11 protein-coding genes are annotated in these 14,915 nt (G+C 66.5%); 2 read left to right on the top strand and 9 right to left on the bottom strand.

Annotated features, from left to right (window positions below):
- Nucleotide 1: 1 nt before the first annotated feature.
- The 4 genes from BSF38_RS17685 to BSF38_RS31385 all read right to left on the bottom strand — a co-directional run bounded on the left by BSF38_RS17685 (nt 2) and on the right by BSF38_RS31385 (nt 4,573).
- The gene (locus BSF38_RS17685; protein WP_076347796.1) at nt 2-814 is read right to left on the bottom strand and encodes an alpha/beta hydrolase family protein; all 813 of its coding nucleotides are present in this window, start codon (nt 812-814) and stop codon (nt 2-4) included.
- Nucleotides 815-913: 99 nt separating this feature from the next.
- Nucleotides 914-3,133, bottom strand: a complete 2,220-nt coding sequence (locus tag BSF38_RS17680) for a mucoidy inhibitor MuiA family protein (protein WP_076347794.1) — start codon at nt 3,131-3,133, stop codon at nt 914-916.
- A 356-nt stretch (nt 3,134-3,489) separates the two neighbouring features.
- Nucleotides 3,490-4,248 (bottom strand): protein-L-isoaspartate(D-aspartate) O-methyltransferase, encoded by a 759-nt coding sequence (locus tag BSF38_RS17675; RefSeq protein WP_237170507.1) that lies wholly within the window; start codon nt 4,246-4,248, stop codon nt 3,490-3,492.
- Between the two features lie 145 nt (nt 4,249-4,393).
- A complete protein-coding gene (locus BSF38_RS31385) occupies nt 4,394-4,573 on the bottom strand; it encodes a hypothetical protein (protein ID WP_168189407.1) in 180 nt (59 codons plus the stop codon).
- Between the two features lie 54 nt (nt 4,574-4,627).
- Between BSF38_RS31385 and BSF38_RS17670 the strand changes: the two genes are divergently transcribed.
- On the top strand, nt 4,628-5,872 hold the full coding sequence (locus BSF38_RS17670; protein WP_076347791.1) for a DUF362 domain-containing protein: 1,245 nt from the start codon (nt 4,628-4,630) through the stop codon (nt 5,870-5,872).
- Nucleotides 5,873-5,893: 21 nt separating this feature from the next.
- Nucleotides 5,894-6,517: a Uma2 family endonuclease gene (locus BSF38_RS17665; protein WP_076347789.1), complete on the top strand. Its 624-nt coding sequence runs from the start codon at nt 5,894-5,896 to the stop codon at nt 6,515-6,517.
- Between the two features lie 175 nt (nt 6,518-6,692).
- Here BSF38_RS17665 and BSF38_RS17660 read toward each other — a convergent pair whose 3' ends face one another.
- The 5 genes from BSF38_RS17660 to BSF38_RS17640 all read right to left on the bottom strand — a co-directional run bounded on the left by BSF38_RS17660 (nt 6,693) and on the right by BSF38_RS17640 (nt 14,797).
- The gene (locus BSF38_RS17660) at nt 6,693-10,721 is read right to left on the bottom strand and encodes a carboxypeptidase regulatory-like domain-containing protein (RefSeq protein WP_076347787.1); all 4,029 of its coding nucleotides are present in this window, start codon (nt 10,719-10,721) and stop codon (nt 6,693-6,695) included.
- Between the two features lie 2 nt (nt 10,722-10,723).
- Nucleotides 10,724-11,155, bottom strand: coding sequence for a BlaI/MecI/CopY family transcriptional regulator (locus tag BSF38_RS17655; RefSeq protein WP_076347785.1), 432 nt, complete (start codon nt 11,153-11,155; stop codon nt 10,724-10,726).
- Between the two features lie 209 nt (nt 11,156-11,364).
- Nucleotides 11,365-12,609: a redoxin domain-containing protein gene (locus tag BSF38_RS17650; RefSeq protein ID WP_083713038.1), complete on the bottom strand. Its 1,245-nt coding sequence runs from the start codon at nt 12,607-12,609 to the stop codon at nt 11,365-11,367.
- A gap of 137 nt (nt 12,610-12,746) precedes the next feature.
- Complete coding sequence (locus BSF38_RS17645; protein WP_168189406.1) at nt 12,747-13,193, bottom strand: TIGR03067 domain-containing protein; 447 nt, start codon at nt 13,191-13,193, stop codon at nt 12,747-12,749.
- A 116-nt stretch (nt 13,194-13,309) separates the two neighbouring features.
- Nucleotides 13,310-14,797, bottom strand: a complete 1,488-nt coding sequence (locus BSF38_RS17640; RefSeq protein ID WP_076351053.1) for a DUF1501 domain-containing protein — start codon at nt 14,795-14,797, stop codon at nt 13,310-13,312.
- Nucleotides 14,798-14,915: the final 118 nt, after the last annotated feature.

Below are 14,915 nucleotides of genomic sequence, written 5' to 3'. Positions count from 1 at the left end.
TTCAATCGGACGATGGCTTCGCGTTTTGGATCATGAATTCCAGGATCGCCGTGGCGTCGTCGTAATTGGTCGAATGGCCGCCGGCTTCGCGATGGATCAGGAGAACGGACCGGTTGAGGGTCTTGAGGACGCCTGCGAGGCGCTGAACGCTGTGAGGCGGGACGGTCGCGTCCTGGCCGCCGGTCGTCAGGGAGACGGGCATCGTGAGGCGCTCGGGCCAGTACTCGGCGCTTCGCTTCTTGTATTCGTCGGCAAGGCTCGGCTTAGAGCCGCCGAACGATTCGGCGATCGCGTCCTGAAACTGATCGTACTCCAGATGGTTCGCCGTGCCGTTCATGGCGGCCACACCGTCGACCAGTTCGGGATGGATCGCGGCGAAGGTCAACGCGGACGAACCCCCCATCGAGCCGCCGCAGACGAAGACGCGCCCGACCCGATACGTCCGCTTGAGGTCGCCGATGATCTGCACGACGTCGGCCTCGGCCTTCGGGCCCATCCACGAAGTCTTGGCCCTGTAATCGGGAGACACAAAAAGCATGGCATGGCGGGCGGCGAATTCCCGCGAGGCCCGGCACTCGTCGCGCGCGTCGCGAGCGAACTGCCAACGATCCGAGCCGTGGCCGTGCAGGGCGACGAGCACGTCGTGCGGACGATCGGCGACGAATTTCGGCGGGAGAATCAAAACATAGCGCTGTTCCGACCCGTCGCACGCCGCCTTGAACGCGACGTCGACGGGCGAAGTCCCTTCCTCCGCGTGCAACGCTCCGACGCAGACCGCGACGAACCAACCACAGAACACGAGCGTCCGACGCATGCGGCTCTTTCCTTTCCCCGTCGAGCTGAAACCGAATCGCCCCCGATGATACGGAAGCGAACCGGTAAAGGAAAGCCGCGGTGAGTCGATCGATTGAGCCTAATCGCCAAGAGGTCGCACGGATCGCAATCCGCCGCCCATGCCACCCATCGCGCCTCCGCCGATGGGGGCTTCCTTGAGGCCTCCGGAGTCGAACCGAGGCTGGGGAAGGTCACGGGCGTATTCGAGGCGGAAGTCGTAGTTCAGATACATCGTCTTGTCGCCGACCGTTCCTGCGGGCACGTCGACGTCCCACCGCAGGAGGTTGTCCATCCGGGCGGTGCGCTGGTAGAGGCCGTCGGTGCTCAGATCGGTCGAGGTCTTGACCAGGTTCACGGCCACCGCTTCTCCCTGCGGCCTCGGCAACCGGTCCCAGACCTGGACCTTGACCGGGCCGGGTCGATAATTCCGCAGTCCGATCCGGAACTCATATGTGAGGATCTGGTTGCCGCCCTGGACCGCGCGCGACTTCTGGAGCAGCCGCCGGCTGACCTGGAGCTGGGGATCGACGCCGAACCCGGCGATGAACGGCTCGCCGGCGGCCACGAGCGGCAGCCGCATCCGGCCGACGAAATCGCTGCCGACGTACACCGTGGCCTCGCCCGGCAAGAGCACGAAATCGGCCTTGTTGGTCAGCTTGGCGAGGCGGTAGACGCTCGGCGTCAGCACGGGGACGGCCTTGGCGTAATATTCGGCCGGCAGCTCGGCGCGGGCGACTTCGAGCAACTGCGGGTCGCGTCGCGACGGGACATCGAGACGGCCCGCGATGGAGAAGCTGACGCCGGGTCCCCCTTTCTCGGCCGGGGCCGGGGCCGAGTCCTTCACTGGCTCGTCCGCGACGCGCAGTTCCTCGGCCTGCTCGCCCGCGGCGACCTGGTTGAGCTTCGCGCCTCCGAGCGCCGGGTCCGCCTCGGGCGCCGTCTCCGAATCGGCCCTCCCCATGCCGGCCATCCCGGCCATGAAGTCGCCCCGGCCGACGGCGTAACCGTCGGGAGGCTGGTCCGCCGACTCCTGCGAAGTGATCTTCAACACACCGTCCCTGATCTGATAGGCCATCCCGATCTGCCCCAGGAGCAGATTGAGCGACGTCCTCAGCGGCACCTGGGCCAGGTCGATGCTCACGGGCGAAGTCGTGGTCTTCTCCGCCTCGGACAGCCCGATCGGATCGAGGTAGATCGGGACGCCTTCGGGGAACGCGGGGCCCGTTGTGGCGGTCTTGATGTACTTCAGGACGTCCTCCAGGGGCGTCTCTTTGGGGAACCGCATGTCGAGCGGCTTCGCCAGCTCGGCGACGATCTTCCGCGACCGCTCGTCGTTCGCCTCGCTCGGCCCGGGGTCGGTCGCCGCGGAGTCGGCCATCTTCAGCGGCAGGAGATCGGGCGGCGCGGCGTCGAGCGAGGGCTGGGCGGTTGAGAGCGTGACGGCCACGTTCGGCCAATCCTCGCCAGTCTGCTGGACCACGGCGGCGAGGTACTCGAGCCGGACGGGGGCGTTGTCGGCCGCGCCTCGGAGGCGGTACTGCGGCTTCCAGTCGGCCGAGCCGACGAGGTAGCCGAGTCGAACGACGCCGGCCCCCGCACGGGTCTTCTGGGCCACGATCACGGCGTCGCGCACGGTCCGGGTCATGCCCAGGGGCGTCTCGGCGAGCTGTCGCTTGCGGAGGGCGATCGCCTGGGCGATGACCTTCAGCTTCTGTTGAAAGTCGATCTCGGCCTTCGTCTTCTCGCCGCGCGTCTCCATGACGAACTTGCTCAGGCCGACGACCTCCTCACTGGCCAGCCGCCCCTTCTCCGTCAGGCCCGTGAGGGCCGAGCTGGTGAAGCCCTCAAGCTTCTTGAGGAATTCGAGATCCTGCCCCTTGGCCGCGGCCTCCTTCTGGAGCCTGTCCGCGTCGTCCTCAAGCTTCGCGAGAGCTTCTTGCTTGGCGCGGACGTCCTCACGCGCGTCTTCCTTGACGAAGCGGGTCTGGAGCCGGGTCGCGAGCACGCGCACGCCGTCGGCCCCCTCGGCGAACAGCGAGTCGTCGATGGTCCGAAACGGCAACGGGGTGACGACCAGCTCGACGGTCCCCTTCCCTTCGGGAACGCTCACCTCGCGAGTCACGAGCGCCTGGCCCCGATACACCGTCACGGCCACGATCTTGCTCGTCGCGGGCCGGGGCGGAGGAGCCTCTTCGGCCGTCTTGGGGACCTCCCGCTCAGGGTTGGTCGGGGTTGATTCAACGGGCGGGTTGAGCTGGGCGCAGGCCAGGGCGGCGGCCAGCCAGAGAGAGGCGGTCATGCTTCATCCTCAACGAAAGGTTGATCGGAATCGGACGAAGCCCGCGGCGCTGGGTCCGGATACTACTCCTCACAACTGGACGGACCTCACGACCCGTTTATTCGATCGGGGTCGAGTGGGCGAGTGAGCCGTCGGCCGCCGCGAAATCATGCGGCGACGGCCTCTACATCGACCGCCCCGCAAGGCAATGCTTACCTAGTGTGGTGAGTCGAAAGTTCATTCCATAATCAATAGATGATGGGTTCCACGGGTTCGGTTCGCCGAACCCGTGTTTGACAGGCTACAGCTCGCGTCCACGGGTTCGACTCGAACCCGTGCCACCCCGACTGAAGGACACGGACTTCGGACTCAGGACACTAGCGGTCCGCCTCAGCCTTCCCGGTCATCCGAACGAACTGCACCGGCGCCACCACGGCGCGCTCGAAGCCCGACGGAGTCCGGGTGATCTTGACGAGTTCCTGATACCAGCGGCCTACCGGCGCCACCAGGATCCCGCCGACCTTGAGTTGATCGAGCAGCGGCTGGGGGATCCGCTTCGGCGGCGCAGCCGTCAGCAAGACGGCGTCGAAGGGCGCCTTCTCGGGCCAGCCTGCGTAGCCGTCCCCGACCTTGAGGTTCACATTGCGGCAGCCGAGCTCAGTGAGAATCGCCTTGGCCTGGAGACCCAGTTCCGGGATGACCTCGATCGTGTCGACCTCGCCGAAGCACTCAGACAAGACCGCCGCCTGATAACCCGAACCCGTACCGATCTCGAGCACGCGCTTCGATTTCGAGGGGCGGACGAGGCTGGTCATCAGCCCGACGATATAGGGTTGCGAAATCGTTTGCTCATGACCGATCGGCAGGGGGCTGTTATGGTATGCGCGACCGCGCATCAACCGAGGCACGAACCGATGCCGGGGAATCCGACGCATGGCTTCGAGGACGGCGGGATTGCTGACGCCCCGCGCCTCGATCTGGCGCGCGACCATCTCACGCCGACGAGCGCCATAGGTCTCGTCCGACTCGACAAACTGGAAACCGGCCGAAGCCAGTGCGGCGAACAGGCAGAGCACGACCCCCGTCAAGAGCAGCAACGCGCCCCGCAGCCATGGCCTTTTCCTCATCCCGTCCATGATCAAGTCCTCCCGAAAAGCATCCAGGACCCGACCTTCCGGCGGATGAAGACCGATGACACGCTCCTCCCTCCGCCGAACTCCATTCTATCGCCTCATCCGGACGCATGGGGCCTCGAATCCAACCTCGTCCCCTCCGGTTCTACTACTCCGGGTCGCCGAAGCTGCTGAATACGAATAGGGGATCACCGCAGACGCAGCCGATGTGGCCGTTGAAGGCGGAGCCCTGCCGCTGGACCCAGGTCTCGCTGATCGACCTATCCACCGAGGCGAGGCGCAACCTTTGCCCCCGGTTGATCGCCCGATCGAGTTGTCGTAATCTCAAGCGCGCAGCGCTGGCGCGGTCGATCTTGTCCCAAACAATTCGGAGGCCCGTCCCATGGCGTCGACGTATCCTTGCGGTGGTCTGAAGCGGCGGGGATTCTTGAGCGCGACGGCGGCGGCGGTCGCGGCGCAGGCGAGCCTGCCGTCGGTCTTGGTTTCCGCGCAAGAGTCGCGCGCGGCGGCCGGCAAGCCGGCGGCCGACGAGAAGTGGGGCGTCCCCGGCCCCTACCCCGGTCGGGTCGTCGAGGTCCGCAAGCCGGACATGATCCGCAACGACGTCAAGAACCGCGAGGCGATCGCGCAGGCCGTCGGCCGAGGCATGAAGGAGCTGACCGGCGCGGACGACGCCGTTGGCGCGTGGCGGAGTTTCTTCGAGCCCGGCGACGTGGTCGGCATCAAGATGAACCCGGTCGGCAACCCGCTGGCCAACTCGTCAAGCGAGCTGATGCTCGAAGTGATCGAGGGGCTGAAAGCGGCGGGCGTCAAGACGAAGGACATCGTCGCCTTCGAGCGCTACCGCGACGAGTTCGTCGGCGCCAAGATGCACGAAGCGCTGCCCGACGGCATCGCCTGGACCGGCCTGGGGGTCGAGTACAACGCCCATCAGACCGACCTGAAAGGGGTCGACGACCTCCGGACGCCGAACCTCGACAACGTCACGGGCTACGACCCCGACGAGTTCGTGGTGATGGAGATCATCGGCCAGGGCGAAGACCCCAAGGACGACCGCAACCGACGGTCGCACCTCGGCTTACTCGTCACGCGGCGGGTGAACAAGATCGTGCTTTTGCCGGTGCTCAAGGACCACGGCTCGGCCGGCGTGACCGGAGCGCTCAAGAACATGAGCCACGGCCTGGTCAACAACGTCTGCCGGTCGCACGGCACGCCCGACACCAACGTCTGCAACCAGTTCATCCCCCAGGTCGTCGCCCACCCGATCATCCGCAAGAAGTGCGTCCTGCACATCATGGACGGCATCAAGGGCGTCTACCAGGGGGGCCCCGCGGCCTCGCGCCCGGAGTGGACGTGGGAGAACAACGCGCTGTTGTTCGCGACCGACCCCGTCGCCATGGACCACGTCCTCTGGCGCGCGATCGACGCCAAGCGCAAGGAGAAGGGCCTGCCTCCCGTCGGCGCCTCCGGCAAGCTCGTCCTCGACCCGCTGGGGACCGAAGGCTTCGACGTCCGCCAGCCCCAGCACATCGCGCTGGCCGCCCGCCTGGGCCTCGGCATCTTCGACTTCAAGTCGCCCAAGGGCCGGCGGTTCTCGATCGATCATCGAATCGTTAACATGGGGTGAGAGCCCCATGGAGCAAGCCCGATGTCAACGACGACGCCCGCAACGCCCTTGCCTGTCGCGATCAGCCCGCTTCTGACGTCGCGTCTCTCCCGACTCACCGTGTCGCAGTACGACCGAATGATCGAGAACGGGACGATTAGCCAATCCGAAGACTTGGAACTGATCGACGGCCTGCTGGTCACCAAGATGAGTCGAAATCGTCCCCACGTTCAGGCGGGCAAGCTTGGGCTTGCGGCCCTCATGCGGATCGTTCCGCCGGGCTGGCACGTCGCCAAGGAAGATCCGATCGTCGCGTCGGACTGGAGCAAGCCTGAGCCCGACCTGGCGCTGGTGCGTGGGCGAGTCGTCGATTATGCGACCCGCGACGTGACGGCGAGCGACGTCGGCCTGGTCATCGAGATCGCCGCGTCAAGCCTCGCCGTCGACCGCGACGTCATGGGACGCCTCTACGCTTCGGGCGGCATTCCGGTCTACTGGATCGTCAACCTCATCGACGGCCTCGTCGAAGTTTACAGCGATCCCGACCCGGCCCACGGCTATCGATCCCGCCTCGATTTCCGACGCGGCGATTCGATCCCGGTCGCCGTCGACGGCCGCGACCTCGGCCGCGTAACCGTCGACGACCTGCTGCCAGCCGCCGAGTAGCGCGGCTCGCTTGTTGCGTTACGCACGAGCCGGATCTGAATTCCCTTCTCCCCTTGCGGGAGAAGGTGCCGCGCAGCGGCGGATGAGGGGTTTTCCAAAGGCCGTCGCGCCCCACCTCATCCGGCCCTCGGCCGCCTTCTCCCCACATTCGGGGAGAAGGCATGCTCGCGACAGCCTATTTCGATTTCAACACCTGCGAGACGGCTGCCTCGACCGCGTCGCCGCGCAGGCCCTGGGCTTTCAGCGTGCCGTCAGGGGCGATCAGGAACATCGCCGGGATGGCCTCGACGTGGTAGGCGGCCTGGGGGCCGCCGTCGGGCCAATCTCCGACGAATCCCTGGGGCCAGGCGACGCCTTTCTCGGCCACGAATTTGCGGGGCGCGTCCTTGCCGGCGTCAAGGCTGAGACTGATCATCGCGAACCTCTCGTCCTTGCCGAAGCGGTCGTGGACCTTCTTCAGCTCCGGGATCTCGGCGACGCAGGGGCCGCACCATGTCGCCCAGAAGTCGAGCAGGACGTACTTGCCGCGGAAGTCCTCCAGCTTGATCCGACCGCCACTCAGCGACTCGACGTCGAACGCCGGCGCGGCCTCGCCGACCTTGAGCGCGGCCTTCGGCGCCGGCCGCAGCTCGCCCAGGTCGAGCGGCTCGTCGCTCCGCCCGCCGGGGATCGCGGGGATCGTGAACTGCTTCGTCGCGACCAGCATCCCCTCCGGCAAGCGAAAGCCGAAGATCGGATCGGCGCTGTAGGTGAGGCGAAGGCGGTACGAGCCGGGGGGGACGTCATCGACCCGGATCGTGCCGTCCGGCTGGAGCTTCCGCTTAAGGATGTTGAACCAGTTGTCGCGGCGATGGGCGCGCCCCTCGGGGGAACCCCACCACTGCTTGAGCCACGCGTTCGCCTTGTCGGGACCGCTCAAGACGTCTTTCGGATAGGGAACGGGCAGTAGCTCGTTGTTAATTGAGAACTCCGAGTTCAAGACGTGGTCCGCGTCCGGGCCCCCTCCTTCGGGCGCGGCGATCCGGGCGATCACGGGCCGCCCCACGCCGCCGACATCGGCCCGCGTAGTCGCGCCAGCCTTGACCTCCACGAGAACGCCGGTGCACCAGTCCCCGTCGCGTTGCAGGGAGACGCGAGCGTCGCCGGCCACGGCGAAAGGCGCGACGAACCGGCCCTGCTCGTCGGCCATCGCCGTCCCAGTGTAGAACGCAACGGGCTCTCCCGGGGCCATCCGCTCGGCACCGTAACGGATCGCGGCGCCCGAGGCCGGCTTGCTTCCGATCCGCGCTGTTCCTTCGATGCGGCCCCAAGGGAGCGCCTTGATCGTCGAATCCGCCTCGAACGCGGCGCGGGGGACCTCAGCGTAGCATTCAGGATGCACGACGACCAGGGCGTAGCGACTTGCCTCGGGATCGGGCGAGTGGGCCACCCGGAACCGCCCCTGGGCGTCGGTCTTCGCGATCGTCTGATCCTTGCTCGGCGGGAGTTTGCCGTCCTCGACGAGGGCGACCGGAAAGCGATCCTTCCCGCCGGCCGGATAAGTCACGGTCACGTCCGCACCTTCGAGCGGCTTGCCGTCGGGGCGAAGCACGACGCCCGAGAGCACGTCCTCCGCGCCGGGCTTCGCCTTGGCGAGCTTGACGTCGTACTCGACCTGTCCCTCGTCATTCCGGAAGGTGCGCGACTCGGTCGGCGCGTAGCCGTTCGCGATGAATCGCAGGCGGAACTCGCTCGCCTTGTCGGCGTCGATATCGGCTTGAATGCGGCCCTGGAATGCGAAGACCTGCATATCCTCGGACCAGGTGTACGCGCCGGTCTTCGGGTCCGGGACGCCGACTTCAAGCCGGGTCTGGTCGACTGTTGCGTTCGTCTCGGCGTCGCGAATCCAGCCGCTGACGGAGAGTGCGCGCTTCAGCTCCAGGAGGATATCCCCTTCCTCCGGGGATGCGGACCTTCTACTTACGGATTTGAAACCGGAGCGGCTGGCGTTGATGGAGACGGAGTCGGCCGGGGCGTCGTTCCAGCGGAACCGGCCGTCGGCGTCGGACTTCAAAAAGACGCGGAGCGCCCGGGTGCCGCGCCAGGTGTCGATGTTGACGAAAACGTCCGGGATCGGCTTTCCCTTCGAATCGACGACGCGGCCGGCGAGAGTGTGGGCCGCCCTGAGCTGGATCGCGACGGGCTGCGCGCCTGCCTTGGCCTCAATTCGCTTCAGCTCCGGCGCATGCCCCGAGGCCTTGATTTGCAAGGTCAGGCGGCCGGGCCGGGCGTGAGGGAATCGGAAGTCGCCCCGGGCGTCGGTCGCCGCCGTCGGCATCTCTTCTTGCAGGTTCGTTTCGTCGGTTGTGGGGAACCATGCAATATCGGCGTTAGAAATCGGCCGACCCTGGTCGTCGACCACCGTCCCGGAAATCGCGACGCCTTTCTTGAGGATCTGAACGTCGGAGAAATCGCGCACGACCTCCATGGTGCGAGCGCCCGGCTCGACGGGATCGGACGGATCAGGACGGCCGTGGCGGCGCTCCGGCGCGTCGTCGTCGGTCAGGTAGTCGGGATGCGAGAGGTAGAGGTAGGCGAACTTCAACCCTCGGAAACACCGAGAGCGCCACCGGCCTTGCGCGTCGGTGACCGCGTCCACCTTGTAGGCCAGCTCGCTTTTTTTCTTCTTCTCGCCCAGATGGCCCCAGATCCGGACCTTCACCCCGGCAATCGGGTGGCCCGCTTCGTCCGTCACCGCGCCGCCGAGCGTCTCTTCGGCGGGCAGCAGCTCGACGACGAAACGCGACGGTATTCTTGGATTCCTGGCATCATTCTGGGCGAAGAAGAACCGTTGCTGGATATAGCCGTCGACCCAGACGTCGAAGCCGAATGTGTCCTGAAACAGACGCCTGGAGAGGTCAACCACGACCCTGCCTTCGCGGTCGGTCTTCTGCTCGATGTGGGTGAAGTCGATCAACGACCGGACCGTCACCCCCGCCAGCGGCTTGCCAGTGTCCTTGGCCGTAACCACGATCTCGATCGCCGGCGGCTGCGCGGCCGGGACGGCTTCGGCTGGCTTCGGCGCGACGGGTTTCGGTTCTTCGGCCGCCGTCGCCCGACTCAGCTCGATCGAGCCGATCGTGCCGGCGACGGCCAGCACCGCTCCGGCGAGCGCGAGTCGCGTCGGCGCGGGCATCACGCAACGCGACGCGCCTCGGCTGCGGTCGATCCAGGCCAGCCGCTTGCCGAGGTTCGTGGAACGCGCCATGGCGAGGCCGAGCGCCGGGTCGGGGCGTCGGACCAGGCCCGAGGCGACTTCGAGAAGCGACGCCCGGTAAGTCGATGCCGCGCCCAAAACGTGGATGCAAAGGTCGTCGCAGGCCTGTTCGCGGACGGCCCCGACGACCCGACCGAGCGGCCAGACCAGGGGGTGCGGCCAGTAGGCGATCTGGACGAGCTTACGCACCAGATTCCAGCCGAAATCCCCGCGCCGGACGTGGCTCAGCTCGTGCAACAAAACCGCGTCGATCATGGGGCGATTCTCCGCCCCGCTCAACCGCGTCGGCAGTATGATCGATGGCCGCAGCCAGCCCACGACGACCGGGACCGACACGCGTTCCGACTCCAGCAATACGACGGGACGGCCGATCCCTAGCGTCTTCCGCCATCGCTCCAGCGCCTCGATCCATTCCCGGCCCGTCGACGGCTCGCATCGGCGTTTCATGCTATGAACCAGCGCCAACGCTACGGCTAACCGCGCCGCGAGGAGCATCGCAACGGCGAGATACACGCCCAGCGCCAGGATCGCGACGTCGAACCGAGCGCGCGCCGGCGGCTCGGCGGTGGGCTCGTGGGATGGTCGAACAGACGTTCGCCCTTCATCCAATCCGGATGGCGGGAACGGCGCCGGCCCCTCGACCCGCATCGGCATGGGAGCCGGCGTGAACAGCGCCTCTTGAACCGGAGCGGCGGCCGGAGGGGTCGCCGCCAGCCGGGGGGCCGAAATGACGAGCCTCGGCAGCGCCAGGATGGACGCCGGGATCAGCAGCAGGCCGATCAGGCAGGCGTTCCAGAGCGCCGAGCGCACCAGCGCCCGCGACCGCCCGAGGGCGGCGTGCGCCCCGAAGGCGAGGACGAGCAAGACGGTCGCCCTGAAGATCGCATCGAATGCAACGACGAGGGGCCCGACCGCCCCCGAGGAAACCCAGCCGAAGACGTGGTCCATGGTCATCCTCCCGATTTCGCGTCTTTCCCCTCTCCCCCGCGACGACTCGCCCGCTTGACCTTCGGGGACGGAGCGGGCGACGCCCGGCGCAGCTCGTCAAGCTGCTCGGGCGTGATCTGCTCGTCCTCGATCAGCCGGAGGACCAGGTCCTCGGCCGACCCTCGAAAAAACTGCGCCAGCATGCTCCGCAGCGCCAGCCCCTGCGCCCGCTCCCGCTCGACCGCGGCGCGGTACAGGTACGCCTTGCCCCGCGCCTCATGCGCGAGGAACCCCTTCGTCTCCAAGATCCGCAGCAGCGTCCGGATCGTCGAATCGTGCGGACGATCCTCAAGTCCCTCGCGGATCTGCTCGGCCGTCGCCTCGCCCAGCCGCCAGACCACGTCCATGATCTGCGCCTCGCGCGCCGTCAGCGTCTCGGAACGCCCCCTCGCCATGGCCTCGTCCTCCCGTGAATTCGTTAACTTCACTCAAGGCTAACGTCGAGACAAGCCGACGGCAAGGCTATTCGTTAGAAAATTAACGCGAGTCGACGGATCGGAATGGATCCGCGATCGATGGGCGGCGGGAAAGGCGACGTGGAGTCGCTCGTGTTTTTTTTGATATGATATTAGACAGGGATGATGTGTTTCGTCGTCTCGCCCAATCACGGCCTGGTCGGCGGCTCGACCCGCTTGAGTTTCTCCGTCAGAGTGGTCAGATCGCCGAGGATGAGGTCGCCGTCGGGATCGACCAGCAAGGGGCCGAACCTCGTGACTCCGAAGTTCTCCATCGACTGATAGGAAGCGTCGAGGACGACAGGGAATGGGAGCGCCTTTCCGCCCCACACGTGTTTGACGACGTTCTCGAGCTTGCGATCGACGGCGGCCATCGAGGTCGAAGCCTCATCGTCGTCAATACAGACCGCCACGACTTCGAACCGGTTGCGATCCGCCTGGTGGTCCTCGTAAAACCGGGCCAGCGCGGGCAGCTCGGTCCCGAGGCACGGGGCGCATCCGAAACCCCAGAAGTAGATCAGCAGCCATTTGCCGCGGAAGTCTTGAACCCGGGCGCCCTTGGGAACGCCCCGCGCGTCGGTGAGACGCCACTCCGGCGCGGGCCTTCCGAAGCGCTGCGCCACGTCGATCCACGTCCCATCGGACTTGCCTCGTTCGGACCTGGCGGCGATGTCGTCCTTGACCTTCGACAGTAGGAGGACGCCGAGATCCACTTCGGCGTCGCCGGCGGCGAGCACGATCGTCTTAGCTGGGCCGAGGTCCGCGTCCCTCGCCTCGGTGTACCCGTCGAGGACGTAGGGGCCGGGGGGCAACGACATCTCGAACCTGGAGTCGAACGAACCGCAACTGACGAGCCTCGTGGCATCGAGCGGACGCTCGGGATCATCCGGCATATTCACATAAACGTGAGTCCAGCCCGTTTCGCCCTTGGCCGACGGGTCCTTCAAGGCGCCTCGGACCTTGACCATGGGGCCGACGCGGATCTCGACGGGCTCGTCGTCCTTCCCTTTCGGCAGCACGACCAGTCCCCCCCGTTCGCGCGGGGAGTCCATCGCCATTAGGGCGTGTCTCGACGCCTTGATCGTGACGGCGAATCGGCCCTCGGCGTCGGTCGTCGCGGAATCCCGGCCGACCGGCTCCATCCGGCCCAGGTTGCCCCAGAACTCCTTGAGCTTCACCGGGTCCTCGAGGTCGAGCTGCTTGCCGTCCGGCCCGTTGCCCGTCCCGTTCGCCCTCCAGAAACAGCCGACGGCGGCACCCGCCACGGCCTTGCCGTCTTGGCCGACCACTCGGCCCCGAACCTCGTGCATGCCGTCTGTGCGAGCTGGAATCGCGGCCGAGCAAGTTACGAGCAGGATAGAACATATCGCAATGCGTCGTCGTTTTATCTTCATCGAAGCCTCACTCGTTCGACCTCGCCGCCTCCCCGATCCTCGCTCCGATCTTACAAGTGTCGCACCTAGAAATCAAGGCGTTCATCGGTAAGTTCCAAGTCCGCCTCCGACCCAGACGAAGACCGATGAGTACTTGGTCACAGCTTGGCCTCGGTCTTCTCGCGGGTGAAGACCATAAGGGTCCGCTTGCTGTCTTTCTCGGCCTTGAAGTCTTTGGGGCGGGGTTGGTCGGCGTCGGACGTGCAGATGGTGAGGCGGTCGTCTTCGAGCTTGTAGATGCCGAGCACGCGCTTGTCGCGGGCGGGGCCGCCGTCGGCGAGGATGTCGATGGTCTTGGGATCGGCGGTCGGGTCGAGGACGATGGTCGAGCCGGAGAAGCTCTTGCCGTTCCGCTTCCAGACGACGTGGTCGCCGTCGACGGTCCGGGTGATCGACCGCGCGATCGCGTCGGGCGTGTCCTTGCCGTCGCGGTGGAACGACTCCGTCGCCCAGACCCCCTGGTGCTTCGCCAGCTCTTTCTTGACCTCGGGGGACTCGGCCGGGGCCTGCGAGACGATCAACAAGAGAAGTGCGATGCGAAGCATGACGGCCGCCCGTTGGGTTGAGAAACGAAGGGGATATGAAACTCGAAAGGCGGCGCGGGGCGGTTCTTCAACCATCCTCGCGCCGCCTTGTGGTCGTCGGGTTCAGCGGCCCGGGGTCAGCCGAACAGCCGGGTGAGGGCGTCGGCCTTGACCAGCTCGCGGGGCTGGTTCAGGTGGTTCATGACCATGGTGGCCGGGTCGATGCCGAAGGTGTGGTAGATGGTCGCCAGCAGCTCGCCGGGGTGGACCGGGTCGGAGAGCGGAGCGGAGCCGGTCTTGTCGGACTGGCCGTGGATGTGGCCACGCTTGATCCCGGCGCCGGCGACGACCGCCGTGTAGCAGTACGGCCAGTGGTCGCGGCCGTCGGCGCTGTTGCCGTTGCCGGAGGTGCTCACGCCCTTCTGCGGACTGCGGCCGAACTCGCCCACGGCGACGACCAGCGTGTCGTCGAGCATGCCGCGCTGGTCGAGGTCGATCAGAAGGCCGGAGAGGCCCTGGTCGAGCATCGGGCCAGAGCGGTCGCGCATCCGTGAGGTCAGGTCGGTGTGGTGGTCCCACGAGTGGTTGTCGGAGTTGGCGACCTTGGGCCAGATGACCTCGACGACCTTGGTGCCGGCCTCGACCAGCCGGCGGGCCAGCAGGCAGCTCTGGCCGAACGTGTTGCGGCCGTAGAGGTCGCGGGTCTTGTCGTCCTCGGCCTGGATGTTGAAGGCGTCGCGCGCCCGGCCCGAGGCAACCAGGCTGAGCGCCCGATCGTAGTACTCGTTGAGCTTGTAGTCGGAAACGGCCTCGTCGACCGCCTTCATGCCGGCGTTCAAGGCGTCGCGGAGCTTGGCCCGGCGCTGGAGGCGAAGGGCGAAGACCTCGGGGCGGAGCTGGAGGTCTTCGACCTTGATCCGCTCCATCTTGGTCTGGTCCATGTCGTCGCCGTCGGGGTAGAGCGTATACGGGTCGTACGCCTTGCCGAGGAAGCCGGCGGTCCCCCCCTTGCCCACGACGCCGCTCTCCTGGAGCGGGCGAGGGAGCATCACGAACGGCAGCATCGGCACGTTCTGCGGCCGCAGGCGAATGATCTGCGAGCCGAAGTTGGGGAAGTCCTTCGGGTTCGGCGGCTCAAGCTGGCCGGACGGGCTGACCTTGTCGGTCGTGTAGCCGGTCATCATCTGGTAGATGGCGGCCGTGTGGTTGAACAGGCCGTTGGGCGTGTAGCTCATCGACCGAATGAACGTGAACTTATCGGTGATCTGCGCCAGCTTGGGGAGGTTCTCGGTGACGTCGATCCCGGGGACCTTGGTGGAGATCTTCTTGAAGACGCTCTTGACGTTGTCGGGCACGCCTTCCTTGGGGTCCCAGAGGTCGAGATGGCTGGGGCCGCCCTGAAGGTAGACCATGATGATGCTCTTGGCCTTGCCCCAGCCGGGCGCGCCCAACGCGCCGCCGCCGGTCTGGTCGGCGGCCTTCGCCGACGCCGCCTGGAGGTGGAGCATCGAGCCGAGGCTGAGCCCCAAGAGCCCCGAGCCCCCCACGCGGAGGAGGTCGCGACGGGTCATCCCAAGATGCGGATCGCAGAGGTCTTTCCCTGCCTGTCCGGGAACGATGATCATCATTCAACTCCTTCTCGACGAGTAGGGCGCGTGGGACTTGTGCTGGTTTCAAAAATCCTGCTGGCGGGCGCCGTCCACCGATCCACGGATGGCGGGCGACGTCCTCCTACGCAATTCA

The organism is Paludisphaera borealis, from assembly GCF_001956985.1.
GTDB lineage: Bacteria > Planctomycetota > Planctomycetia > Isosphaerales > Isosphaeraceae > Paludisphaera > Paludisphaera borealis.
This window is presented reverse-complemented; position numbering and strand designations above follow the sequence as displayed.

What these genes read in the sequence shown, in the direction of transcription:
- BSF38_RS17675 (WP_237170507.1), bottom strand. Translation starts at nt 4,248, where the DNA reads ATGGACGGGATGAGGAAAAGGCCATGGCTGCGGGGCGCGTTGCTGCTC.
- BSF38_RS17645 (WP_168189406.1), bottom strand. Translation starts at nt 13,193, where the DNA reads ATGCTTCGCATCGCACTTCTCTTGTTGATCGTCTCGCAGGCCCCGGCC.
- BSF38_RS17670 (WP_076347791.1), top strand. Translation starts at nt 4,628, where the DNA reads ATGGCGTCGACGTATCCTTGCGGTGGTCTGAAGCGGCGGGGATTCTTG.
- BSF38_RS17680 (WP_076347794.1), bottom strand. Translation starts at nt 3,133, where the DNA reads ATGACCGCCTCTCTCTGGCTGGCCGCCGCCCTGGCCTGCGCCCAGCTC.
- BSF38_RS17640 (WP_076351053.1), bottom strand. Translation starts at nt 14,797, where the DNA reads ATGATCATCGTTCCCGGACAGGCAGGGAAAGACCTCTGCGATCCGCAT.
- BSF38_RS17655 (WP_076347785.1), bottom strand. Translation starts at nt 11,155, where the DNA reads ATGGCGAGGGGGCGTTCCGAGACGCTGACGGCGCGCGAGGCGCAGATC.
- BSF38_RS17660 (WP_076347787.1), bottom strand. Translation starts at nt 10,721, where the DNA reads ATGGACCACGTCTTCGGCTGGGTTTCCTCGGGGGCGGTCGGGCCCCTC.
- BSF38_RS17685 (WP_076347796.1), bottom strand. Translation starts at nt 814, where the DNA reads ATGCGTCGGACGCTCGTGTTCTGTGGTTGGTTCGTCGCGGTCTGCGTC.
- BSF38_RS17650 (WP_083713038.1), bottom strand. Translation starts at nt 12,609, where the DNA reads ATGAAGATAAAACGACGACGCATTGCGATATGTTCTATCCTGCTCGTA.
- BSF38_RS17665 (WP_076347789.1), top strand. Translation starts at nt 5,894, where the DNA reads ATGTCAACGACGACGCCCGCAACGCCCTTGCCTGTCGCGATCAGCCCG.